Raw genomic sequence first — 25,402 nt, 5'->3', positions numbered from 1 at the left:
GGATAAGTGAAGCTATACGGCTCATTCATCCCGCGTATTTATTATAATATGCACATAGTTTCCCGGAGAATCCTTATATTTGTGCTACCTTCTAACTTCTGATAATTATGAAATACTCACGATTAGCGTTCGTAGCACTTATCCTTATCCATATACTCCCTTGCTTCGGAAGTTCTATTCCATTTACTCCCATAGCTAAACATTACACGTCGGTTCACTACGATGCAGGTAGCCAAAACTGGTCTGTAGCACAAGATAAACAAGGTATAATGTACTTCGGCAATAATAAAGGACTGCTGGTGTTCGATGGAAACAGATGGCAACTCTATCCTATTCCTACCAACGGAATTATCCGCTCCGTCTACATTGCCAATGATAATAAGATCTATGTGGGTTCTTATGAAGAGTTTGGTTATTTCCAACACGACGAACTGAATAAGCTGAAGTATCATTCACTAAAACAAGAGGTTAAAGATTTTAATTTCCATAACGATGAGGTATGGAATATACTCGAAAACGACTCACGGATCATATTCCATTCGTTCGGTTCTTATTTTATATACGACGGAACCACTACCGTGGGGCACCGGGTTTCTCAACTTCCACTCAATCTGTTTCGGGTAGGCCAGACTCTCTATTCGCAACAGATCAATGCCGGACTCAATATATTTATAAACAATGGCTTTCAAAGCATCATACCACGCGAGCAACTTGGAAACAGTGACGTCATATCCGGAATGCCAAACGGAGAAGATATACTTTTCTTTACCCGTAACAGCGGTATATTCCGATACGACGGGAAGCACGTTACCCCCTGGACAACATCATGCGATAAGGAACTGAAAAACAATACGATCAACAAGGTCACCATTACAAAAGATTCCTGTTACATCGTAGGAACAATCTCTAATGGAGTATATGCACTCAACAGGGAAGGTAAACTCTTGTGGAAACAGAATGCCGATAATCAGTTGGTCAACAATACTGTACTTAATTTGTACTGCGATTCGCACAACAACATATGGATAGCCCTGGACAATGGAATAGCCTATATACAAAACAACTCTCCGGTTTATCATTTTGAACCTGTCAGCAGAAAAATGGGTATGATCTATGGCATACTCGTAAAGGAAGACGATGCTTATATCGCCTCAAACCAAGGATTGTATTACCTGAAAGGAAGTACGGATAAGCCGGAACTCATCCCTGGCCTGGAAGAACAAGCATGGACTTTGAAGCAATGGGGCGATCAAGTGATATGTGGGCACAACAAAGGCACGTTCAGCATTGTAAACGGCCACCCGATGTCTATTTCAAATATAAAAGGCGCCATGTGCATGAAAGAGGGAAAAATTGATAATGAAGAACTCCTGATACAAGGCACTTATACCTACCTGAATATTTACAAGAAAAACGCCAACCGACAATGGTACTATTCGGGATCAATAAAGAACTTCGTCCATATGGCTAAGAATGTAGAAATAGATCATAGAGGCAATGTCTGGGTAGAACATATGCGCAGCGGACTTTACCGGGTAAGGCTAAATCGCGAACATACCCAGGCCACGGACGTAAAAAGGTATCATTCGTTAGACGGGCAGCCCAGAAGTAAAACCTTTCTGTTCAACATTAATGGCAGAGTAGCCTTTTCCGACGGAAAACAGTTCTACACTTACGACGATATAATAGATACAATTATACCTTATAAGTCGATGAACGAGCAATTGAACAATATAAAAGGAATACATACAGTAGACAAAGCACATGATGACTTTTACTGGTTCCTGAGCGATCATGAAGCTTACCTGATAGAATGTACGTTGACCGACTTCCGGATTCATCAAAGACTTTCCTTCGCTATGTTTGATAATCCCCCCATTGAAGAACGGGCTAAAATGATCTACGACGAGAACAACAACTGTTCTTACCTGTGCTTGAATAACTCTATCGCCAGAGTCGCCCTTGGCAATTTGAACTTATATAATGAAACGCCCGAACCAGCATTGAACGTTTCTGAATTTACAGCAATCAAAGAAAAAACTGCCGAATCAATCCTACTTCCTCCTATTGCAAACAACAAAGTTCCATCAGCATACAATAATATACGTATAAACCTATCTTACCCTATTTATAACGACTTTACCTTAAAAATACGATATAAACTGGAAGGACTGTCTGACTACTGGACGGAAGGACTGCCCGAATATCAAAAAGAATATACCCGGTTGCCCTTTGGTAAATATTGCTTTAAAGCCGAGATATACAACGAGCAAGAGGAACTCTCAACCGTTTCGCTTCCTTTCGAGATACTACGTCCCTGGTATCTTTCCTACCTGGCTATTGTGGTTTATATCCTGATCGGGCTATGCCTGCTCACCCTACTCATGTACACCGTTTATGCATATACGAAAAGAAAGAAAGATGCAGTAATCGAAAAACAACGCATCCACCACCAATCCGAATTAGAAAAACAGGAAAAGAAGATCATTGAACTGGAAAAACAACAGCTTGAAGTTGATCTGAAATTCAAGAGCAAGGAATTATCGGGAGTGATTATGACCAACATCGCCCATCAGGAGTTCTTAATGGCACTAAAGACTGAAATACAGCAACAGAAGCTCTCCGGGCAATATACGCGTAAGAATTTAGATAATCTACTCGTCATGTTGAATCAGAATCTGGTCTCCGATGAAGAAAGCTGGAGTATGTTCCAAGCCAACTTCGACCGGATACATGAAAACTTCTTCAGGCATCTTAAGGAACAGTACCCCGACCTGACATCGGGCGACTTACGGCTCTGTGGTCTGTTACGCCTGAACCTTCCGACCAAAGAAATTTCCAAGCTGATGAATATCTCCATCCGCGGAGTAGATGCTGCCCGTTACCGGTTACGAAAGAAATTGGGCATCGCTCAGGAGAGTAGTCTTACAGATTTTATGATCAATTTTAAGTAGCAGGCAATCAAACGCTTAGCAGTCCTTGTAGTACTAACGTAGTACCACTATGGATACATGTTCTACAGCAGTGGTAGTCTTGTCGTAGGCAATCATTCTATGTAGACCAATTCTTTTTTCTTCATTTGCCAATCATTCTTAAACAAGAACTATAGCGATAATGAAGAAGCTTGTACTATTTTCGATATGTATACTAATTGGGCTATCTGTCCATGCCGGACGTATGGTGCAAAGTTTTAATGACGCCTGGTATTTCAGTCCGTTAAACTCGGATAACTATAGCGAGTCTTTACAAATGCACCAATGGGAACCCGTTCATATTCCTCATACCTGGAACACAGATGCCTATACTCAACGAAATTATCGCCGGGAATCATCCTGGTATAAAAAAGAGTTTCGGTTGGATGCCGGACAGATCAACAACAAACATATCTATCTTAAATTTGACGCTATCAACTCGTTGGCAGATATTTACCTGAATGATAAATTGTTGACTACACACAAGGGAGGTTATTCGGCCTTTACTGTTGACATTACACATAATATAAAAGAAAATCAAACCAACCTACTGGCGATACGCGTAAATAACGAAAACAATAATATTCCACCACTATCGGGCGACTTCACGATCTTTGGCGGGATCTACCGCGATGTATGGTTAATTACTACGGAGAAGCAACATTTCACTACCACCAATCACGCCTCTGATGGTGTTTTTATCACCTTACCCAAGGTCAATGAGAAGGAAGCCAATGTAGCGATCTGCGGAACAATATCCAACTATACAAAGAAAAACAATCCCCTTCAACTACATATACAAATCCTGGACAAGGATGGAGAAGTGGTATCTCAGTCAAAGCAAAAGATCAAAACGGGAGAAGACCGGGAAACGATATTCGAAGCTTCCGCACAAATCACAAATCCGAGGCTTTGGTCGCCAGACTCCCCTTATCTATATAAGGTGAAGCTGACCCTGACCGACAATCAGGGAAAAGATATAAAAGATGAATTAACCCTCCCTTTAGGCATACGCTGGTTTAGTGTAGATACGAATCAGGGCTTCCGGCTAAATGGCAAACCGTTAAAATTGATGGGTGTTTGCCGTCATCAGGATCAAGCCCCTTTGGGGATAGCTCTTTCGGATGAGATGCACCGTAGGGATATGAAACTGATTAAAGAGATGGGTGCTAACTTTGTACGGTTGGCTCATTATCAGCATAATGACGCAGTGCTCGAAGCATGTGACAGACTGGGGCTACTTGTATGGGAAGAAATCCCGGTAGTAGATATTATTTCCACATCAACAGATTTTTCAGATAATGCGAAATCAGCTTTAAGGGAAATGATTCGCCAACATTATAATCATCCATCAGTCATTATGTGGGGATATATGAATGAAGCTGTTATACAGGTTCAGTATAAGGTTAAAAAGGAAGAGCGGGATCATGTCTATAAAAAAACAGTTGCCTTAGCCGGAGAATTGGAGAAGTTATTGAAAGAAGAAGACTCTTCACGCTTGAGTGCAATGGCATATCATGGCAATCAGATATATAATGAAATAGGATTGGCCGGAATAAGCGACATATCAGGATGGAATCTCTATCAGGGTTGGTATGAAAATGATTTTAATGCCTTTGACAGGTTTGTAGACGAAGAAAACCGGAAATACCCCGAACGACCTTTGATTATCAGTGAATTTGGAGCCGGGTCGGACAAGAGAATACAATCATTGAACCCTCAGGTTTTCGATTTCTCTATGCAATGGCAACAGCTTTACCTTGAGCATTACCTGCCAACCATAATGAAGCGTCCTTTTATAATCGGAGCGTCTGAGTGGAATTTTATTGATTTCAGTTCGGCCTCCCGGCAAGAATCCACGCCACGCATAAATAACAAAGGGCTGGTTTATGCTGACAGAACTCCCAAAGATGTGTACTACTACTTCCAATCCTTTCTGCGAAAAGACATTCCGGTATTACATTTAGCCATAAACGACTGGAAAAAGCGAATTTTGATTTCCGACTCGGAGACCACAATTCAACCTATAAAAGTATACACCAATCTTCAGGAAGCTACTCTTTTTGTTAATGGGCAAAAGGTTGAAACACAAAATATAAACAACTACAATGCAGTTTGGCAAGTTTCTTTGAAAGAGGGAAAGAACCACTTAAGAGCAACGGGAATGTACAACGATAAAATGATAGAGAAGCATGCTGAAATAGAAATAGAATTTAAGCCTGTACGGTTAACAAAAGACAATACTGAGAACCTCAATATAGGAATAAATGCCGGAAGCAACTGTTTCTTTATTGATGATAAAAGCGGATTTTGTTGGTTGCCCGACAAAGAATACACTGTCGGAAGCTGGGGCTATATAGGAGGCAATGTATTCAAAAAGAATCCTTCCCGTATAGGGACAACAAGCGAGATCAAAGGCACATACAACACCCCATTATTCCAGACCAAGCGTGAAAACCCAGATGCTTACCGGTTTGATGTCCCTAATGGAATGTATGAACTGCAACTGTTGTTTTCCGATCTGTATAATGCTCCACCAAGAGAAGCTTACGATCTGGCAAAACAAACGAATGAGAAACCGATTCATAATCAGTTCAATATCTATATAAATGAAAAAATAGAGAATAAAGATTTCAGCCCTTTTGCCGAACGTGGAAATAACTCGGCAATCAACAAAACATATATTGTAAAAGTAGAAGATAACAATATTACAGTTCGTTTGGAAAGACTAAAGGGGAACTCATTTATAAATGCACTAAAAATAAGGAAACTTTAAATGAATGATATGAGAAACGTTCACAAACCCATTTTAAATTTTTATAGTATGAAAAAACACTTGATTTTATTTAGTATGTTACTTGTTAGTTGTTTGGCTTTTACCCAAAACAGCAGGACAGTAACAGGCAAAATTATTGAATCAATAACGGGCGAGCCTGTTATTGGCGCAACCGTCAGTATAAAAGGACAAGCGATAGGAACTATCACTTCGACTGACGGAGATTACTCTCTGGAAAATGTACTGGGAAATTCAACACTTGTATTCAAAACAGTAGGAATGAAGACAGTAGAAGTTCCTGTCAACAACAGGACTACAATCAATGTTGAACTGGAAGATGACAATCTATTATTAGATGAAGTAGTAGTTGTGGGATATGGAACAGTTAAAAAGCGAGACTTAACTGGTTCCATTGCCAGCGTTGCCGGCACAGAAATTGCCAACAAGCCATCACTCAACCCTTTGACATCCTTACAAGGTAAAATTGCCGGAGTTCAGGTAGTCAACACCGGTAGAGCCGGGCAAGACCCGGAAATCCGTATTCGCGGAACAAACTCCATCAACGGCTATACTCCATTGTATGTAGTGGATGGATTATTCACAGATAATATCAATTATCTGAATCCGGCAGATATTGAATCCATTGAAATATTAAAAGATCCTTCTTCTTTGGCTATTTTTGGTATAAGAGGGGCAAATGGTGTAATTATCTTGTCCACCAAACGGGCTAAGGAAGGACAAACTGTAGTGAATGTAAACTCTTCTATCGGATGGAAGCACATCTCCGACAGATTACCATTAACGAATGCTGCCGAATTCAAAGAATTGTATAACGAGCAGCTAATTAATCAGAAGGCAAGTCCTTTTGACTATACCCATTGGCAAGCCGATACCGATTGGCAAGATGAGATATTCCAGACTGGATTTCTGAACAACAATAATATAAGTATTACCGGATCATCCGGAAAAAACAAATTCTATCTTGGAATTGGTTACACCACCGAAGAAGGCTCGATAAAATCAGAAAAGCTGTCTAAATTCACAATCAATCTGAATAGTGAATACCAGGTAAATAACCATTTAAGATTCGGCTATCAGGTAAATGGTTCCCGCACGCTTCCTCCGGATGCGAAAGGTGTAGAATCTGTTATTAAAGCAGTACCCATCGCACCTACTCATTTTGATTATACAGACCCTATTACAGGAGTAACAGAAAGATTGGTTCATTCGCTACCCGATTTTCAAAGGGCGCAAGCAGCTAATCCATATAGAGCAGTTGAATTACAGGGACGGCATAACTTAGGAAAGAATCATAGGGTGGCCGGTAATATATTTGGTGAGGCTAAGTTTCTGAAGAATTTTACCTTCAAATCTACTTTCTCCATCAACTTTACCTCCAATGAATCCCGGAATTTTTCTCCTATCATCTTTGAATATAATCCGGATATTGTAGGCGCATCACAAAAAGAAGCTCTTGGAAATAAAACTGAAACAGTAGGCCAGAGCAAATCCACCTACTGGACAGGTCAGCAAGACCATATTCTGACATACGAAAATAAATTCGGAAACCATGGACTAACAGGTATGCTCGGTTTCACTTCCAATTATATAGAGTCATCCTCCCTGGGAGGTAACCGCTCACAAAAGCTTGAAGACATTTACTTCTCTCCGGGTGACAACACGGATAAGTGGTGGCTTAGCTCCCTTAGCAGTACAGCTGCTGCCACAAATAGCGGAAGCCAGTGGAAACGTTTCTCTATGTCATACCTAGCCAGAGCGTTATACAATTATAACAACCGCTATTTGCTTAATGGATCTTTTCGTCGCGACGGATCATCGGTTTTCAGTGGAGTGGGCAATACATGGGATAACTTCTACTCTCTAGGTGCTGCTTGGATTGTTTCCGAAGAAAAATTCATGGCAAATCAGAACATCGTAGATCATTTGAAGATAAAAGGCTCTTGGGGCGTATTAGGTTCGGAAAATACAGGAGGTAATAACTATCCCTCTTATCCTACACTAACCAGTGCAGGAAGCGCAGTGTTCGGAGATGATATTATACCGGGCTATACCATGCAGTATCTGGTACAGGATTTACGCTGGGAAAAAACATACTCATGGGAGGCCGGATTTGAGGCAAACTTCCTGGATCAGCGTTTAAGCATAGAATCAGTATATTACAATAAACGTACCGAGGATATTATAGTATCATTATCTTCTCGTACAGGAGCGCAGAACTCTTTGGAGAATCTGGGAGAAATCACCAATAAAGGTATAGAGCTTTCGGCCACATGGAGCGATAAGCTGGCCAATGGAGATTTCCGTTATTCTATCGGAGCCAACCTTACTACCATAAAGAACAACGTAGAGACTTTGGGACGAGACGAAGGCGATGCCAAATATAGCGGCTCATCCAGAACCATGGCGGGGCATCCTATTGCTCACTTCTATGGATATGAGGTGATTGGAGTTTATCAGAACGAAGAAGATATTTATCAATCGCCTGTAAATACGGTGGTTGCTGTTGCTCCGGGCGATTTGAAATTCAAAGATGTGGACGGCGATGGTAAAATCACGACTTATGACCGAACAATGATTGGTAATCCAACCCCTGATCTCACCTACGGATTCAATATCAATCTTGCATATAAAGGAATAGATTTGACTGTGGATATGATGGGAGTATATGGAAATGAGGTTTATCGTAACTGGGGTAATGCTTCTACCTATGCTCAACTAAATTACAGAAAAGACCACATGAACAGATGGCATGGCGAAGGAACTTCCAACTGGGAGCCCATACTTGATCCGTCAAGAGCAGTTAACAATCTGGCCTCTTCCTATTTTGTTGAGGACGGTAGCTTCTTCCGCATACGTAACATTCAATTAGGCTATACATTTGATAAATCGTTGTTGAGCAAACTATACCTGAAATCATTACGTGTTTATGCAAATGTACAAAACCTGAAAACATGGCATAAGAATTCAGGATATACCCCCGAGGTTGGAGGTAGTGCGCTGGCCTTTGGTATAGATAGCGGAGGATATCCAATGCCTGCAATATACACATTTGGTATTAACCTTTCGTTCTAATTTTAATTTAAACATTCAGCTATTATGAAAATATATATATCAAAAATCTTTTGTGCTTGTACATTTCTTATTGTATCAATGGCACTTGTTTCTTGTAGTGATCTGTTAGATCAGGAGCCTCAGGGACAATGGACTGCAAAAGACAATACAGGAGGATCTTTTGCTTCGGATGTATTCAGTATGTATGCTAAAGCCAGGGGATTTCATGTTACAACAGGGAATGTAGCCTTGGCTATACATAACGTCAGATGTGAAGATGTGGAAAAAGGAAGTACGGCTTCCGATGGAACTGCATGGGAACCTATGTTCGACAATTTCGTTTACTCTGCTTCTCAAAGCATGCTGCAAACCTATTGGACGGAAAATTATGCTATCGTACACATTGCTAATAATGTTTTAGATGCGATAGAAAAAGCTGAAGCGCAGGGATCTCTGACTGACGGAGATTTAATAAATAAATCGGAAGCTCATTTCTTCCGCGCATTCATATATTTCAACCTGGTTCGTGGATTTGGTGAAGTTCCTTTAATTTATTTTACCATCACAGACGCCGCTCAAACGAATGTACCCAAATCATCTGTAGATAAGATATATGAATTGATAGACTCCGATTTGACAGAGGCAGCTAAACACCTACCTCTCAATTGGGGAACGCAATATCCGGGACGCCTTACCTGGGGAGCAGCAAAGTCATTACATGCTAAAACATACATGCAACGTAATGATTGGACTAACATGCTGACGCTGGCCAGTGAAGTAATTAATTCCGGTATATATAACTTGAATACGCCATTCGAGGAAATATTCAGAGAAACAGGCGAAAATTGTAGTGAGTCTATATGGGAGTTGCAATGTACGGCAACGGATGAGCTGAAAGGATCGAACGAGATAGGAAGCCAATACGCATCGGTACAAGGTGTAAGAGGTGCCGGAGAGTGGAATCTGGGGTGGGGCCAATGCACACCTACCGAGAATCTTGCCAACGCTTTTGAACCGGGCGACCCACGTAAAGATGAAACTCTACTGTATTTCTATAAAACAGGAGAAGACCCTGCCACCTGTCCGGCTAATAAACCGTGGGGTGAAAAACCGATTGCCAATGCAGCGGTTATCAATAAATACTACAACAAAAAAAGCTATACGAACCCGACTTTAAGAACTAAATATACCAACGGAGGATATTGGGTAAATGTCCGCATGATTCGACTTTCGGAAGTGTTATTGATAGGAGCGGAAGCCGCCAATGAATTGGGACAGTCCGGTTTAGCTTTAGATTATCTGGAACAGGTTAGGGCACGCGCTAGAAAAAGTTCTTCAGATCCCACTGTTTTACCTAAAGTGACTACAACGGATAAAGCAGAATTACGTGAAAAGATCAAGCACGAACGCCGTGTAGAATTAGCTATGGAATGGGATCGTTTTTATGATCTTGTCAGATGGGGAGATGCACAAGCTGTATTGGGAGCAGCAGGTAAGAATTATTTGCCGAAACATCAGTATCTACCTCTTCCTCAGGCAGAAGTCGACAAGTCTAATGGTGTTTTAATCCAGAATCCAAACTTTTAAATCTAATTATCATGAAACTGAAAAGATATATTCTATTTAGCACAGTATGTATTGCATTGATGGGAATGACCTCTTGTTTCCAGGATATGGATCAGGACCCGGCATTCGATTATCCACCCGAATATGTTCCTGAAGAGAGTCCATTGAAAGTGTATATTCCTTTTGAGGATAAAGACAAGAACATGAGCAATTACCGTTATTCGATAACCACAATCAATGAGGACTATATCGATGGACATATCGGTAAAGCCTTTCAAGGCTCAGATGGCGCTTATATAATAGCTACCCCTCCGGCATCTCTAACCGAAGCAATAGTTAACCTGGGAAGTTTCACCTACTCGTTTTGGATGAACTCTCCGAGAAATGAAGCCGTACAAGGTATATTATCTATTGCCAAGAAAGATCACTCAAGGGGTTATCTGGAATTATACTTCGAGAATAACAATAATGGGAACCAGGCTTATATAAAAGGATTTATGCGTACAGTTCCTAAAGAAGGTAATCCCAAAGAAACATGGATTGATGTAGGAAGTGTACAGCCCGAAGGAAGTTCCAGAGTAGAGAATGTATGGAATAAATGGACGCATCTCGCTTTCCGTTATGATGGTTCAACGTCTACTATTTCTATATTTAGAGATGGCGAGGCCGTATTGCTTAACAGAGTATTGGGAGGAGGTACTTTCGGACCTTTGGCCTTTGATCCGGCTTTTTGCGATGGGAAAATTGTGTTCGGCGCTTTTGCCGCAGTCGCAGGGCAAAGCACCGGGAAACAGGATGCATGGGTGGTTAACAGTAAAACGATGTCAGGCCAATACGACCAGATTCGTTTTTACAACCAGGCTTTAAGCGACAATGAAATAAAGGCATTGTATACAAGTAAGGAATAGCAAGAACCGTAGGGGCGGCTTGCGAACCGCCCCTACGGTTAATCAATGGCATCTTTTGACAATCTCCATAATTAAGTTTATTTTTGCTTGAATTAATTATTACACTCGTAATAATACAATATACATAATGAGTATCAAACCGATAAATAAAGACACCTGTTTTTTGCTGTTCATGGCCTTTTCTGCCTTTTCCTGTAGTGGTAGTGACGACCCGGAAATAGACACTACCCCATTTAAATTAGAAGAGATTAGTATCAATAATATTAAGAACCAGGATAGTTATACCGATTTAGATCCTGATTTAACCATTGTACTGACTTTTTCTGATAAAGTGGCAGCGAATAGTTTGTCCGCCAATATAACCTTGAAAGATAAGGAAGGAAAAACCCAACCATTAAATATAAATACAGACAACAATCCTGTTATCACCATTACTTCCGGTGTACAACAATTTGCCGGATATGAACTCACTATAAATACAGGGTTGAAATCGAATGAAGGTGTTTCTATTCTTACAGGGAAAGTATATTCGCTTAGCACGGGAATGAACCTGTCCGACAAATTCCCCCGTATTACCGATGAGGAACTATTGACTCTGGTACAGAAGCATACCTTCCGTTACTTCTGGGATTTTGCACATCCGGTGTCGGGTATGGCACGCGAACGCACTACCTCTACGGGTACAGTAACCACAGGAGGTACAGGATTTGGAGTGATGGCTCTGATAGTGGCTGCCGAAAGAGGATTCGTGTCACGTACCGAAGCTTTAAGCCACATTCAGAAGATCGTTAGCTTCCTGGACACCAAGTGTACCAGGTATCATGGTGCTTATGCGCACTGGATCAATGGAGACACAGGCGCAACGATACCTTTCAGTGCCGACGATAATGGTGGGGATTTAGTAGAAACTGCGCTTTTGTTTCAAGGCTTACTGACAGCGAGGAATTATTTTAAGGAAGATACAGCGGCCGAAACGAAGTTCAGGGATGACATAACCCGCCTGTGGGAAGCTATAGAATGGTCATGGTATCGCAAGGACAGTGAAGATGTACTTTATTGGCACTGGAGTTCGGACAAAGGCTGGATCAAGAATCTGAAAATCATAGGTTGGAACGAATGCCTGATTGTTTATATACTGGCGGCTTCGTCGCCTACCTATCCTATTCCGGAGGCGGTGTATCATGAAGGGTGGGCCAAGAATGGCAATCTTGCAAACGGAGGTTCGTTCTATGGGCATAAACTTCCATTGGGAAGGGATTATGGAGGCCCGTTATTCTTTAGTCATTACTCGTTTTTGGGTATTGATCCGAGAAACCTTACAGACCGTTATGCGAATTATTGGGAACAGAACCGCAATCACAGCCTGATTAATTATAAATATTGCATAGAAAATCCTAAAAGTTATAACGGATATAGTAGCGATTGCTGGGGGTTAACCGCCAGCGATGGTAATACAGGGTATAGCGCACATTCACCATCTAATGATAAGGGGGTGATAGCTCCCACGGCAGCCATATCTTCTATCCCTTATACTCCTGAGGAATCTATGAAGGCGCTACATTTCTTCTATTATAAAATGGGAGATAAACTATGGGCTGATTATGGTTTTGTAGATGCATTCAATCTCTCGGCCAATTGGTTCGACAATCAGCATATTGCTATTGACCAGGGGCCTATTGTGATTATGATTGAGAATTATCGTACCCAGTTGCTTTGGAATCTGCTTATGAGTGATACCGAAATACAGGCAGGACTAACAAAGCTGGGGTTCAGTTTTAACAACTAAAATATAGTCTAATAATGCAAACGAATACAATAAAATGGTTAATCCTTTTTGTCATCCTTTTGGGAAATATAAGTGCTTTTTCCCAAACAAAAGACAAGAAACACTTAACCGACGAAGAGTTACTTACGTTGGTACAGAAACAAACCTTCCGTTACTTCTGGGATTTTGCCCATCCCGAATCGGGACTGGCGCACGAGCGCAGTAACGGACGCCCCGAGGTAGCTACCATCGGTGGTTCGGGTTTTGGAGTAATGGCGATTATTGTAGGTGTAGAACGCGGATTCGTTACCCGCGATGAAGGGGCCGAACGTATGCTCAAGATAGTTAACTTTCTGAATAAGGATGCCCAGAGCTATCATGGAATCTGGCCGCATTGGTTAAACGGTAAAACCGGAGAAACCATTCCTTTCAGCCGGAAGGATGACGGTGCCGACCTGGTTGAATCGGCCTTTATGTTTGAAGGCTTGCTGGCTGCCCATCAATACTTTAATCAGGAAACAAACACGGAGAGACGTATCCGTGGTTTGATCAGTAAGTTATGGCGCGAAGCCGAATGGAATTGGTTTACACAAGGCGGACAAGAGGTGCTTTACTGGCATTGGTCGCCCAATAACGACTGGACCATGAATCACCAGATTAAAGGACACAACGAATGCCACATTGCATATATACTGGCAGCCGCATCTCCCACATTCTCTGTCAAAGAATCGGTTTACCACAGAGGTTGGGCCAACTCCACGGTATTCAGGAATGGTAAAGAATACTATGCCATAAAGTTGCCGTTGGGTACGGAATATGGTGGTCCCTTGTTCTTTACACACTATTCTTATCTGGGTCTTGATCCGCGCGGATTGAAAGACCGCTATGCCGATTATGAGGAACAGATGAAAGCCCATACGCTCATCAACCGTGCGTATTGCATAGATAACCCTAAGAAGTATAAAGGTTATGGCAAGAAGTGTTGGGGGTTGACGGCCAGCGACGGCGATAAAGGTTATTCGGCTCACAGTCCGCGCAATGACAGAGGGGTAATTACGCCCACAGCCGCCATATCATCTATACCCTACACCCCGGAATATTCGATTGAAGCTATGCGTTACTTCTACGAAGAACTGGGCGAGAATCTGTGGGGAGAATATGGCTTCAAGGATGCTTTCAACCTGACGGAGAATTGGTTTGCGCCTTCATACCTAGCCATAGACCAGGGCCCGATTATTGTTATGATCGAGAATTATCGTACACAGCTTATCTGGAAGCTCTTTATGAGCCATCCCGACGTACAGACCGGACTAAAGAAGCTAGGTTTTACATCTCCATATTTAAATAAATAAAAAATGAGAAAGAGTTTTCTGTATAGTGTATTAGTTGCCTCACTGTTGTTCCTTTGCTCATGCGGGGGACAGCAGGAGGCTATATACGAGGTAATGAGTTTCAATATCCGCCTGGATCATGCAGGCGACAGTCTGAACAACTGGAAGTACCGCAAGGACAACGTGGCTGCGATGATAACCTATTATAGTCCGGATCTGATAGGGATGCAGGAGGTACTCCACAACCAGCTTACCGATCTGAAAGAACGCCTGCCACAGTACACGGCATTGGGTGTAGGACGTGCCAATGGCAAGGAGGCAGGTGAGTATTGCTCTGTTTTCTATAAAACAGATCGTTTTGAGGTAGCAAAAGAAGGCACATATGGCCTGAGCGAAACTCCCGAAGTGATAGGAGTCAAGGGGTGGGATGCCGCATGCGAACGTATCGTGACCTGGGTGGTACTTAAAGACAAGCAAACCGGAAAACAACTGGCTTTCTTCAATACGCACTTCGATCACGTGGGTCAGATAGCCCGCCGGGAAAGCGCCATGATGCTAATTGAGAGGATGAGTGAACTGGCCAAAGACTTACCGTCTATCGTAACCGGCGACTTTAATGCTACGCCCGACTCGGAGGTGATTGCACAGATCACACAACATCAGGTGCTGAAAGACGCTCGTCTGGCATCGCCCATCGTTTACGGACCATCGTGGACTTTCCATAATTTTGGTCGGACGCCGGTTGAGAAGAGAACGCTGATTGATTATGTTTTTGTGACTCCACAGATCCATGTTAACAAGTACCGGGTAATTGATGACAGGCCTGGCACTGGCTTCCTTTCAGACCATAACCCTGTGATTACAACCCTAACGCTTAATTAATTTCTGCAACGAACATGAAAAAGAAGTATATAAATATAGTTTTCCTGGCACTGGCGCTCATTGCCTGCTCATGCGGCGGATCGGCCAAATGGAGCAGTTATAGCAAAAATAAAACCATAGAAGAACGTGTCGATTCACTGCTGGCATTGATGACACTGGAAGAGAAGATCGGGCAGATGACCCAATACTCCGGCCGTGGAGATATTACCGGACCAGCCATTAATGATGACATTGAGCCTTATCTGAAGAAAGGACTGATAGGAAGCATCTTCAACACCACCACTGTACAGGGAATACGCCGTACACAAGAGCTGGCCCTGTCCGAGTCGCGCCTGAAGATTCCCGTTTTATTTGGCTATGACGTAATCCACGGTTTTAAAACCATCTTCCCTATGCCATTGGCCGAGTCTTGTTCATGGGACTTGGAACTAATGAAGAAAAGCGCAGCCATAGCCGCCGAAGAAGCTGCTGCGGCAGGTGTAAACTGGACCTTTGCACCCATGGTAGACATTGCCCGCGATGCCCGCTGGGGACGTGTGATGGAGGGAGCAGGAGAAGACACCTACCTCGGCGCGCTCATTGCCGAAACACGGGTGAAGGGATTCCAGGGAGACACGCCGGACGACCTATACCGCATGGATAAAGTACTGGCCTGCGCTAAGCACTTCTGCGCCTACGGAGCCGCCGAATCGGGCCGGGATTACAATATTGTAGACGTATCGGAGCGGACCCTGCGCGATGTTTACCTGCCCCCCTTCGAAGCAGCCAAAGATGCAGGGGTAGCTACATTTATGACGGCCTTCAACGAAATATCGGGCATGCCCTGCACAGCAAGCAAATTCCTGTACACAGATGTATTGCGCAACGAATGGAACTTCAACGGTTTTGTGGTTACGGACTACACTGCCATTAATGAGCTTATTCCGCACGGCGTAGCCGCCGATGAACCGCAAGCCGCCCGCCTGGCCGCCAATGCAGGCATTGACATGGACATGACCGGAGGCGTATTCCTTAAAAACCTGAAAGCCGAGGTAGAGGCCGGACGCGTATCGGAAGAAGTGATTGACCGTGCCGTACGCCGCATCCTGGAAATGAAGTTCATCATCGGACTGATGGACGATCCTTTCCGCTACCTCGATGCCGAACGCGAAAAGGCAACCATCCTCAAACCCGAGTTCCTTGAAGTGGCGCGCGATGCCGGACGTAAATCCATCGTACTGTTGAAGAACGACAACAAGTTCTTGCCCATCTCCCCGGCCGAGCGCAAAACCATTGCCCTGATAGGCCCCATGGTGAAGAACAAACGCAGCATGAACGGCGAATGGGCCGGACGTGGCGACCGCAACCAAAGTGCATCCCTATTCGAAGGGTTGACCGAACGCTACAAAGACACCTCCGTGCGTTTCCTTTATGCCGAAGGCTGTGACCTGATGAAACCCGGAACAGCCGGTTTTGCACAGGCCGTAAGCATAGCCCGACAGGCGGACATCGTACTTGTAGCCGCCGGAGAAGACTACAACTGGAGCGGTGAGGCAGCCTGCCGGACAGACATCACCTTGCCCGGTTCGCAACGCGACCTATTGAAAGAACTTAAGAAAACCGGCAAACCCATCGGGTTGGTATTGATGAATGGCCGTCCGCTCGACCTCTCGTGGGAAGATCAAAACCTGGATGCTATCATGGAAGCCTGGTATCTGGGCACTATGGCCGGGCATGCCATGGCCGATGTCATAGCCGGAGACTATAACCCCTCGGCTAAACTAACCATGAGTTTCCCACGCAACGTAGGTCAGATTCCGATCTATTATAACCGGAAGAATACCGGTCGGCCCATGCCCGAGGACAAACCCGAAACGGACTATCGCAGTTCCTATATCGATGTGCCCAACTCGCCACTGTACCCATTTGGATATGGTCTGAGCTATACCACCTTCAGCATCGGCAACATGAAACTGAGCAGCCCCACTATTACTAAAGGCGAAACCCTGACCATCACTGCCGACGTAACCAATGCGGGCGACCGGGACGGGGAGGAAATCGTTCAACTCTACATCCGCGACCTGGTAGGCAGTGTAACCCGTCCGGTGAAGGAGCTGAAAGGTTTCAGCAAAGTTGCCCTGGCCAAAGGAGAAACCAAACAGGTGACCTTCACCCTGACCGATAAGGATCTGGCATTCTGCGACATCAACATGCAAATGCAAGCCGAACCGGGCGACTTTAAGGTGTGGGTAGCCTCTTCATCGGCCCATGAAGAACATGAAGGAACGTTTACATTAAAATAAGATGAAGACAAAGATACTCACCCTTACAGGATTGCTTCCCCTGCTGCCTACTGCTGCCGGCTTTGCACAACAGGAAAGACCCAATATCATTTTCATAATGAGCGATGACCATGCGCGTCAGGCCATGAGCATCTATGGGCATCCGGTTGGACAGGTAGCGCCTACCCCTCATATTGACCGCATCGGACACGAAGGAGCCGTGTTTATGAACAACTATTGCTGCAACTCCATTTCCGGTCCCAGCCGTGCCGCCATACTTACCGGCAAGCACAGCCACAAGAACGGCTTTATGAAGAACTGGGCCAAAGGATTTGACGGATCGCAGCAAACCCTACCCAAAGTACTGCAACAGAACGGTTATCAAACAGCCGTCATCGGTAAATGGCACCTCATATCCCGTCCTACGGGCTTCGACCACTGGATGATACTCAACGATCAGGGCGATTATTGCAACCCTCATTTCATTACAGAAAACGATACCACCCAACACACCGGATACGTAACCGACCTGATTACCTCCTTCACCAAGGAGTGGCTCGACGGCCGGGACAAAGCAAAACCCTTCTTCCTGATGATGCACCACAAAGCCGTACACCGCAACTGGGTACCGGCCGAACGCCACTACCGGCTCTATGAAAACACGCATTTCCCCATGCCGGACAATTACTTTGACACCTACGAAGGCCGTTTCGCCGCCTCCAAACAAGAAATGAACATTTACCGCGATATGTACGAAGGCCATGACCTGAAAATGGTGACAGGCACCGATAGCCGTACATTACTGTTCGACCCCTGGCCAAATGCTTTCCTCAACACCATGACGCCCCAGGAACAAGACCGCTTCTTCGAAGCATACCGCGAACGAAACAATGCATTTTACTCCCACCCACGAACCTCCGGCGAAGTGGCCGAGTGGAAATACCAACGCTATATGCAGGACTACATGGCCACCGTGAAGAGTGTAGACGAGAGCGTAGGCGAAATACTCAACTACCTTCAGGAAACCGGACTGGACAAGAACACCATCGTTGTTTACACCACCGACCAGGGATTCTACCTGGGCGAGCATGGCTGGTTCGACAAACGTTTCATGTACGAAGAGTCCTTCGAAATGCCTATGGTCATGCGCTGGCCGGGACATATCCGTCCGCAAACCTGCGTAGAAGGTCTAACGCAAAACATCGACTTCGCCCCTACCTTTCTTGATATGTGCGGTATATCCGCACCCGAAGATATGCAAGGCATATCATTCAAGCCGTTGGTTGAAAAAGGAAAAACACCTTCCGGCTGGCGCCGGTCGCTTTACTATCACTATTACGAGTTCCCCGGTTTCCACAGCGTACGCGCCCACTGTGGCGTAAAGATGGAACGTTACAAGCTTATCCACTTCTATAAAGAAGACCTCTGGGAACTTTACGACCTGAAAACCGATCCTACCGAGATGAACAACATCTACGCAAAGAAAGGAACCGAGAAAATAACCGGCACATTAAAAAAAGAATTAGTACGTTTGCAACAACAGTACGACGTGCCCAAAGAATATTGTAAATAAACCAATCGTATGAATAAACAGATCATCACCCTCCTCCTGGCCTGCCTGCTGGCAGTCACAACCTACGCACAAGATATGCGTATGGACACCTACTGCAATCCGCTCAACGTGGACTACACGTACATGATTTACAATTCCGGCAAAGGAATCTCATACCGTTCGGGGGCAGACCCGGCCGTGGTTGAGTTCCGTGGCGAATACTACATGTTTGTCACCCGCTCGCACGGATACTGGCACTCTACCGACCTGCAAAACTGGGACTTCATTGTTCCCGAACAGTGGTATTTTCAGGGCAGCAATGCTCCGGCAGCACATAACTACCGCGATTCCGTACTCTACGTATGCGGTGATCCGTCCGGCTCCATGAGTGTACTTTATACAGATAACCCCAAGAAGGGCGACTGGAAAATAGTTCCTGCCATCCTCAATAACCTGCAAGACCCCGCCCTCTTTATTGATGACGACAGTAGCGCATACATGTTCTGGGGGTCATCCAACAAATTCCCTATCCGTGGCAAAGAACTGGAAAAGAACCGTCGCTTCATTGAGCACGAAACCAAAGAGCTGTTTAATCTCGACGCCGAAAAACATGGTTGGGAACGCTTCGGCGAAAACCACTCCGATACCATTCTGGGAGGTTATATCGAAGGTCCCTGGCTAACCAAGCATAACGGAAAGTATTACATGCAATACGCCGCACCCGGCACCCAATTCAACGTATATGCCGACGGAGTATATGTTGGCGACCATCCGATGGGTCCCTATTCCTACCAAAAGCACAACCCGATTTCCTACAAACCCGGAGGATACATGAACGGAGCCGGACATGGAAGCACCGTTCTTGGCCCCGGCAAGCAATACTGGCACTTTGGTTCCATGGCCTTCCCCGTGAATATGCATTGGGAACGCCGCCTCTGCATGTTCCCCACTTATTTTGACGCAGACGGAATAATGTATTGCGATACCCGTTTCGGCGATTATCCCCGCTACGCACCTACCGTACCGGGCCGTAAGGGAGAGTTCCGTGGTTGGATGTTGCTCTCCTATCAGAAACCCGTAACGGCATCTTCATCCGTAGCAACACACGCACCCGCCCATCTTACGGACGAAAGCAGCAAGACCTTTTGGCTGGCCTCTGTCAACGATAATAAACAATGGATACAGATAGACCTGCAAACACCGGCAACCGTGCACGCCATTCAGGTGAACTACAATGATTATCAAAGTGATATGTACGGAAAGATCCCCGGCTTGTATCACCGGTACACTATTCAAGGATCGGTAGACGGAACAAACTGGGCAACACTTGTCGACCGCAGCAACAGCTACAAAGATGTTCCCAATGATTATGTGGAGATAGAAACACCCACCCGTGTACGCTACATACGCTATAATAACATGCATGTACCTACGCCACACCTCTCCCTATCGGCCATCCGCGTCTTCGGGCTGGGCGAAGGTAAAGCCCCGCAGAAGGTAAAAACACTGACCATCAACCGCCATACCGACCGGAGAGATGTTACCATCCGTTGGACCCCGGTAAAAGGTGCGCAAGGATACAACGTACTTTGGGGAATTGCCCCCGATAAACTCTACAGTTCATGGATGGTGTATACGGATCATGAATTGTTAATGAAGTGCCTGACTACTGATCAGGATTACTACTTCGCCATCGAAGCATTCAACGAGAATGGTGTATCCGAACGTACATTCATCAAAGAACCTCAATAATACACCCACTTAACCAATACATTCACCTAACCATGAAACAGTTATCCATTCTATTCGGGCTATGGCTTATCAGCCTTTCGCTGGTAGCACAGAATGAGTACGAAAGAAAAACATTCATTTCCTCTAAAGGCAATTCCCTCAACTATCGTCTGCTTCGACCCGAAGCGGAGGCGAAAGGAACAAAAGGAGAGAAATATCCCCTGGTCCTCTTTCTGCACGGCGGAGGCGAACGTGGAAATGATAACGAAAAGCAGCTTACACACGGCGGACAGATGTTTCTGAATCCGGCAAACCGTGAGCAATACCCGGCTTTTGTACTCTTTCCACAATGCCCGGTAGAGGGATACTGGGCCTATGCCGAGCGTCCGGCATCGTTCCTTCCGGCGGAGATGCCGCTATCACAGGGAATTACTCCCATATTTCAATCCGTCAAAGAATTACTGGACACCTACCTGGCTATGCCTCAGGTTGATAAAGAACGAATTTATGTTATCGGTCTTTCTATGGGAGGGATGGGCGCCTTCGATCTTGCTTGTCGCTTTCCTGAATTATTTGCTGCCGTTATACCCATCTGTGGGACGGTAAATCCGCAAAGGTTGGTAAATGCTCAGGGAGCGAACTACCGTATCTTCCATGGCGATAGTGACAATGTGGTTCCTGTAGAAGGCTCACGCGCAGCATACGAAGCACTCAAGTCAGCCGGAATTGACGTAGAATATATTGAGTTTCCGGGTTGTAACCACGGCAGTTGGACACCGGCATTCAATTACCCCGGGTTTATGGATTGGTTGTTTGCCCAAAAGAAGAAAGGCAAAGATAAGGATAAAGCCCGTTTTGTCATTCTACCCGACACACAAACGTATGTAGAAAAACATCCGAAGGTATTGGACGGATATTTCGGTTGGATAGTGGAGAATCGCAGGAACATCGACGCCGTTATTCAGGTAGGTGATATAACTCAGGAGAACTATCCTGCCGAATGGTGGATCATGAAGAATCAATTTGCCCGTTTGGATAAAGCAGGCATTCCCTACACCATTGCCTGGGGAAATCATGATATAGGCAGTAAGCCCATGAAATGTTCCGATGTCTATAATACGGATATCGCCAACCACTACTTCCCCTTAATAGAGAAGAAACAAAAAAGCTATTGGGGCGATACTGCCGACGGGAAAACATTAGACAACCATTACATTACGCTGAAAGCCGGAGGCGTGGATTGGCTCATCATGAGTCTGGCATTCGGTCCTTCCGATGAATCGCTTGACTGGGCCAACCAGATGGTGGCTTCTAATCCTGATAAAGTAGTTATAGTAAATACTCACGCTTACCTATACAGTGACAGTACACTGCTGGACGAAGGCGATTCATGGCGTCCACAAAATTATGGTATAGGAAAGGAAGAAGGCCGGACAGTAAATGATGGTAAAGGAATCTGGGAGAAATTCGTTTCACAACATCCCAATATTATTGCCGTATTCTGTGGCCATGTGCTCCATACAGGGGTAGGTACATTAGTATCAGAAGGAAAACACGGCAATAAAGTTTATCAGATGCTGGCCAATTATCAGCGTGGGGTTAAAGACTCTCAAAATGGTGGAGAGGGCTATCTACGTATAATAACCTTTGATAAGAAGAAAAAGGAGATAGACGTGAAAACATATTCTACCTGGAATAAAGCATATCACCCATCACCCGAGCATAATTTTGTATTTAGTCTCTCTCCATGTAATCCCCATTAGCCTTAATCAGCTCAATGAGTTTATCCACTGCTTCTTCTTCGGGAATGTTCTTCTCAATACATTCTTTCCGCTTATAGAGACTTATCTTACCACGCCCGGCGCCGACATAACCATAGTCGGCATCGGCCATTTCGCCGGGACCATTTACAATACAGCCCATAATGCCAATCTTTAATCCTTTCAGGTGGGAGGTAGCAGCCTTCACCCGTGCAATGGTCTCTTGTAGATTAAACAATGTCCTTCCACAACCGGGACAGGAGATGTATTCGGTTTTACTGGTACGGATACGTCCGGCTTGCAGGATTCCGAATGCCGTAGTATCTACGGTAGTATGTGGTAAAGCCGCCTGATTAAGCAACATGATTCCATCACAGAAACCATCGAAGATAAGTGCACCCATATCTGCTGCTGCTTTTATCTGGAGATTCTCCGCCTCATCCTCAGCATAATGCTGGAAGAAGACTACCGGATGCTGCAAACCTTCGGTCATTAGTAAATGCACAAAAGCCCGGTGCTCGCCCAACCGATTGTCGTGATTGCTTTGAGAAATCAACACCACTTCGGGATGCTTTCTCAGGAAGGCAATGCAATCATCGGTCAGCATCAGGTAAGGCATAAAGAGGAATTTCAGATCGCTCTGACAGCGTTCTATTTCGTCCTGTTGCGTGTAGACAAAAGCCGGCCAGGTATGGGCAGCACCCGTCCACACATCACCATCAAGGATATATCCACAACCTTGTATCGGATGAGCCGGGAGTTCACGACCGGCATAAATATAGTCGGGTACGAATTGAGGGTCTACCTCTGTAGAACCGTTCAAGCGCTCGGCAATCACTATGGGGAGGTTTTCACCTCCAATATTGCGCACAGCATGGGTTTTACGGCGTACGGGAGAAAGATAATCAAATCCATCGGCCGCTATGCCGGGTATATATTGGTGTCCGGAACGTTGCACGATATAATCCACCAACTTACGGGCCACCGGTATTTCCAGTTCAGGTTCTTCACTCAGGGAAACACGGATGGTATCTCCCAACCCATCGGCCAGTAACGCCCCGATACCTAAAGCTGATTTTATGCGTCCATCTTCACCGTCACCGGCTTCGGTAACCCCAAGGTGTAGCGGGAAACTCATACCTTCCTTCTCCATAACAGAGACAAGCAAGCGTACGGTTTTTACCATAATCACCGTGTTGGAAGTCTTCATCGAGATCACCACATCGGTAAAGTTCTCCTGCATACAGATGCGCAGGAACTCCATGCAGGATTCTACCATTCCCTCGGGAGTGTCGCCATAACGGGACATAATCCGGTCCGACAGGGAACCGTGGTTCACCCCAATGCGAATAGCCGTATAATTCTCCTTACAGATATTCAGGAAAGGTACAAAGCGGTCATATATCTTTTGGAGTTCAAGGGCGTACTCCTCATCGGTATAATCTATTTCCTTAAAAGTACGGGCGGCATCCACATAATTACCGGGATTGATCCGTACTTTCTCCGCAAACTGCGCAGCTACATCGGCAACCTTGGGATTGAAATGCACATCGGCAATCAACGGGTTCATGTAACCATCCTGACGTAAACCGATATTGATGTTCATCAGGTTCTCGGCCTCCTTAATTCCCTGTGTAGTAAGGCGAACATATTCGCCACCGGCATCAATGATACGTTTGGCCTGGCTGATGCAAGCTTCTGTGTCCATGGTCGAAGTATTGGTCATGGACTGAACACGAATAGGGTGATTGCCTCCCAAGGGGATGGCGCCTATATTAACCTCTGATGTCTCCCGGCGGGAATAGTTGAAAATATCCATGCAGTTATGTTAGTTTGTCTTATAATCGTATTTAACGGCTTTAAGCTCTTCGTTTGCTTTAACAATTTTCTTCTTCAATCCTTCTTTGTACGCAATGAACCTGGCTTCAAGTTCTTTATTCTCCAAAGAAAGCATCTGAACAGCAAGGATAGCCGCATTCAAGGCGCCATTAATACCTACGGTAGCTACGGGAATACCCGGAGGCATCTGCACAATAGCCAACAGCGCATCCATACCATCGAGCGATGATTTAATAGGCACACCAATAACCGGAAGCGGAGTAGAAGCCGCAATAACACCCGGCAAATGGGCAGCCATACCGGCAGCCGCAATAATAACTTTGATACCACGTAAATGTGCGTTCTTCGCAAACTCTTCTACCGCCTCGGGAGTGCGATGAGCGGAAAGGGCATTCATTTCAAAAGGTACCTGTAATTCATTGAGTAGCTGGGCAGCTTTCTCCATCACCGGAAGGTCGGAGGTACTACCCATGATAATACTTACAATTGGATTCATTGATTTTTGTTTACGCGTTAATCACTTCTTTATACCCCGCAGCATCAAGCAGATCATTCAAATCTTCCACATTAGCTGGTTTAATCTTAATCAACCATCCTTTACCATACGGATCTTTGTTCACCAATTCCGGATTTTCCTCTAAAGCCTCATTCTGTTCCAATACCTCACCAGCTACAGGCAGGAAAAGATCAGATACGGTTTTCACTACCTCAATGGTGCCGAAAACTTCATTTGCATCTAATGTTTCGCCAACACTTGGAATATCAACAAACACAATATCACCCAACTGTTCCTGGGCATAATCAGTTATACCTACATAAGCGATATCACCTTCGAGACGTACCCATTCATGTTCACTGGTGTACTTCAATTCTTGTGGAATGTTCATAATAATACAATTTAGAGTTAATATACTGTTAGTTAATACAATTTCAAAACCAATCGCGTAGCAAACCTCGGTACGGTGCGTCACCGCCCTCGCTGCGGCA

The 25,402-nt window shown here is 44.8% G+C and carries 15 protein-coding genes and 1 pseudogene; 13 read left to right on the top strand and 3 right to left on the bottom strand.

Annotation, left to right across the window (positions count from 1 at the left end):
• The first annotated feature begins 107 nt into the window (after nucleotides 1-107).
• From D0T87_RS08715 to D0T87_RS08660, 13 genes and pseudogenes are all read left to right on the top strand, one after another.
• A complete protein-coding gene (locus D0T87_RS08715; protein ID WP_163174749.1) occupies nucleotides 108-2,954 on the top strand; it encodes a hypothetical protein in 2,847 nt (948 codons plus the stop codon).
• 160 nt (nucleotides 2,955-3,114) lie between these two features.
• Entirely contained in the window at nucleotides 3,115-5,748 is a 2,634-nt protein-coding gene (locus D0T87_RS08710; protein ID WP_163174748.1) for a glycoside hydrolase family 2 TIM barrel-domain containing protein, read from the top strand.
• A 48-nt stretch (nucleotides 5,749-5,796) separates the two neighbouring features.
• Complete coding sequence (locus D0T87_RS08705; protein ID WP_163174747.1) at nucleotides 5,797-8,841, top strand: TonB-dependent receptor; 3,045 nt, start codon at nucleotides 5,797-5,799, stop codon at nucleotides 8,839-8,841.
• A 24-nt stretch (nucleotides 8,842-8,865) separates the two neighbouring features.
• Nucleotides 8,866-10,407, top strand: coding sequence for a RagB/SusD family nutrient uptake outer membrane protein (locus D0T87_RS08700; RefSeq protein ID WP_163174746.1), 1,542 nt, complete (start codon nucleotides 8,866-8,868; stop codon nucleotides 10,405-10,407).
• 11 nt (nucleotides 10,408-10,418) lie between these two features.
• Complete coding sequence (locus tag D0T87_RS08695; RefSeq protein WP_163174745.1) at nucleotides 10,419-11,294, top strand: LamG domain-containing protein; 876 nt, start codon at nucleotides 10,419-10,421, stop codon at nucleotides 11,292-11,294.
• A gap of 172 nt (nucleotides 11,295-11,466) precedes the next feature.
• On the top strand, nucleotides 11,467-13,080 hold the full coding sequence (locus tag D0T87_RS08690; RefSeq protein ID WP_203558652.1) for a glucoamylase family protein: 1,614 nt from the start codon (nucleotides 11,467-11,469) through the stop codon (nucleotides 13,078-13,080).
• A gap of 14 nt (nucleotides 13,081-13,094) precedes the next feature.
• Nucleotides 13,095-14,411 carry a glucoamylase family protein gene (locus D0T87_RS08685; protein WP_203558645.1) on the top strand — a complete coding sequence of 439 codons (1,317 nt, stop codon included), beginning with the start codon at nucleotides 13,095-13,097 and terminating at the stop codon, nucleotides 14,409-14,411.
• Between the two features lie 3 nt (nucleotides 14,412-14,414).
• A complete protein-coding gene (locus D0T87_RS08680; protein ID WP_163174743.1) occupies nucleotides 14,415-15,272 on the top strand; it encodes an endonuclease/exonuclease/phosphatase family protein in 858 nt (285 codons plus the stop codon).
• Between the two features lie 14 nt (nucleotides 15,273-15,286).
• Nucleotides 15,287-17,554, top strand: a complete 2,268-nt coding sequence (gene bglX, locus D0T87_RS08675) for a beta-glucosidase BglX (protein ID WP_163174742.1) — start codon at nucleotides 15,287-15,289, stop codon at nucleotides 17,552-17,554.
• Nucleotide 17,555: 1 nt separating this feature from the next.
• The gene (locus tag D0T87_RS08670; RefSeq protein ID WP_163174741.1) at nucleotides 17,556-19,106 is read left to right on the top strand and encodes a sulfatase; all 1,551 of its coding nucleotides are present in this window, start codon (nucleotides 17,556-17,558) and stop codon (nucleotides 19,104-19,106) included.
• A 9-nt stretch (nucleotides 19,107-19,115) separates the two neighbouring features.
• Nucleotides 19,116-20,837: a family 43 glycosylhydrolase gene (locus D0T87_RS08665; protein ID WP_163174740.1), complete on the top strand. Its 1,722-nt coding sequence runs from the start codon at nucleotides 19,116-19,118 to the stop codon at nucleotides 20,835-20,837.
• 32 nt (nucleotides 20,838-20,869) lie between these two features.
• Nucleotides 20,870-21,646 (top strand): annotated as a pseudogene (locus D0T87_RS24565) (dienelactone hydrolase family protein); the annotation flags it as partial.
• Nucleotides 21,626-22,579 carry a metallophosphoesterase gene (locus D0T87_RS08660; protein ID WP_239063582.1) on the top strand — a complete coding sequence of 318 codons (954 nt, stop codon included), beginning with the start codon at nucleotides 21,626-21,628 and terminating at the stop codon, nucleotides 22,577-22,579. The pseudogene D0T87_RS24565 and the gene D0T87_RS08660, both read left to right, overlap by 21 nt.
• Here D0T87_RS08660 and D0T87_RS08655 read toward each other — a convergent pair.
• From D0T87_RS08655 to gcvH, 3 genes are read right to left on the bottom strand one after another with little or no spacing between them, the layout of a single operon-like run.
• Nucleotides 22,551-24,395, bottom strand: coding sequence for a 4-hydroxy-3-methylbut-2-en-1-yl diphosphate synthase (locus D0T87_RS08655; protein WP_163174739.1), 1,845 nt, complete (start codon nucleotides 24,393-24,395; stop codon nucleotides 22,551-22,553). The genes D0T87_RS08660 and D0T87_RS08655 overlap by 29 nt on opposite strands.
• Nucleotides 24,396-24,404: 9 nt before the next feature.
• Nucleotides 24,405-24,911, bottom strand: a complete 507-nt coding sequence (gene purE, locus D0T87_RS08650; RefSeq protein WP_163174738.1) for a 5-(carboxyamino)imidazole ribonucleotide mutase — start codon at nucleotides 24,909-24,911, stop codon at nucleotides 24,405-24,407.
• A gap of 10 nt (nucleotides 24,912-24,921) precedes the next feature.
• On the bottom strand, nucleotides 24,922-25,302 hold the full coding sequence (gene gcvH, locus D0T87_RS08645; RefSeq protein ID WP_163174737.1) for a glycine cleavage system protein GcvH: 381 nt from the start codon (nucleotides 25,300-25,302) through the stop codon (nucleotides 24,922-24,924).
• Between the last annotated feature and the right edge of the window lie 100 nt (nucleotides 25,303-25,402).

The organism is Bacteroides sp. 51 (assembly GCF_010500965.1).
Classification (GTDB): Bacteria; Bacteroidota; Bacteroidia; order Bacteroidales; family Bacteroidaceae; genus Bacteroides.
The sequence above is the reverse complement of the archived record's forward strand: the minus strand, read 5'-3'. Positions and strand labels throughout refer to the sequence as shown.

Bases quoted from the DNA above. Each gene is read 5' to 3' on its own strand.
- D0T87_RS08705 (WP_163174747.1), top strand. From the start codon at position 5,797: ATGAAAAAACACTTGATTTTATTTAGTATGTTACTTGTTAGTTGTTTG.
- D0T87_RS08710 (WP_163174748.1), top strand. From the start codon at position 3,115: ATGAAGAAGCTTGTACTATTTTCGATATGTATACTAATTGGGCTATCT.
- bglX (WP_163174742.1), top strand. From the start codon at position 15,287: ATGAAAAAGAAGTATATAAATATAGTTTTCCTGGCACTGGCGCTCATT.
- D0T87_RS08665 (WP_163174740.1), top strand. From the start codon at position 19,116: ATGAATAAACAGATCATCACCCTCCTCCTGGCCTGCCTGCTGGCAGTC.
- D0T87_RS08685 (WP_203558645.1), top strand. From the start codon at position 13,095: ATGCAAACGAATACAATAAAATGGTTAATCCTTTTTGTCATCCTTTTG.
- D0T87_RS08695 (WP_163174745.1), top strand. From the start codon at position 10,419: ATGAAACTGAAAAGATATATTCTATTTAGCACAGTATGTATTGCATTG.
- purE (WP_163174738.1), bottom strand. From the start codon at position 24,911: ATGAATCCAATTGTAAGTATTATCATGGGTAGTACCTCCGACCTTCCG.
- D0T87_RS08680 (WP_163174743.1), top strand. From the start codon at position 14,415: ATGAGAAAGAGTTTTCTGTATAGTGTATTAGTTGCCTCACTGTTGTTC.
- D0T87_RS08670 (WP_163174741.1), top strand. From the start codon at position 17,556: ATGAAGACAAAGATACTCACCCTTACAGGATTGCTTCCCCTGCTGCCT.
- D0T87_RS08655 (WP_163174739.1), bottom strand. From the start codon at position 24,395: ATGGATATTTTCAACTATTCCCGCCGGGAGACATCAGAGGTTAATATA.
- D0T87_RS08690 (WP_203558652.1), top strand. From the start codon at position 11,467: ATGGCCTTTTCTGCCTTTTCCTGTAGTGGTAGTGACGACCCGGAAATA.
- gcvH (WP_163174737.1), bottom strand. From the start codon at position 25,302: ATGAACATTCCACAAGAATTGAAGTACACCAGTGAACATGAATGGGTA.
- D0T87_RS08700 (WP_163174746.1), top strand. From the start codon at position 8,866: ATGAAAATATATATATCAAAAATCTTTTGTGCTTGTACATTTCTTATT.
- D0T87_RS08715 (WP_163174749.1), top strand. From the start codon at position 108: ATGAAATACTCACGATTAGCGTTCGTAGCACTTATCCTTATCCATATA.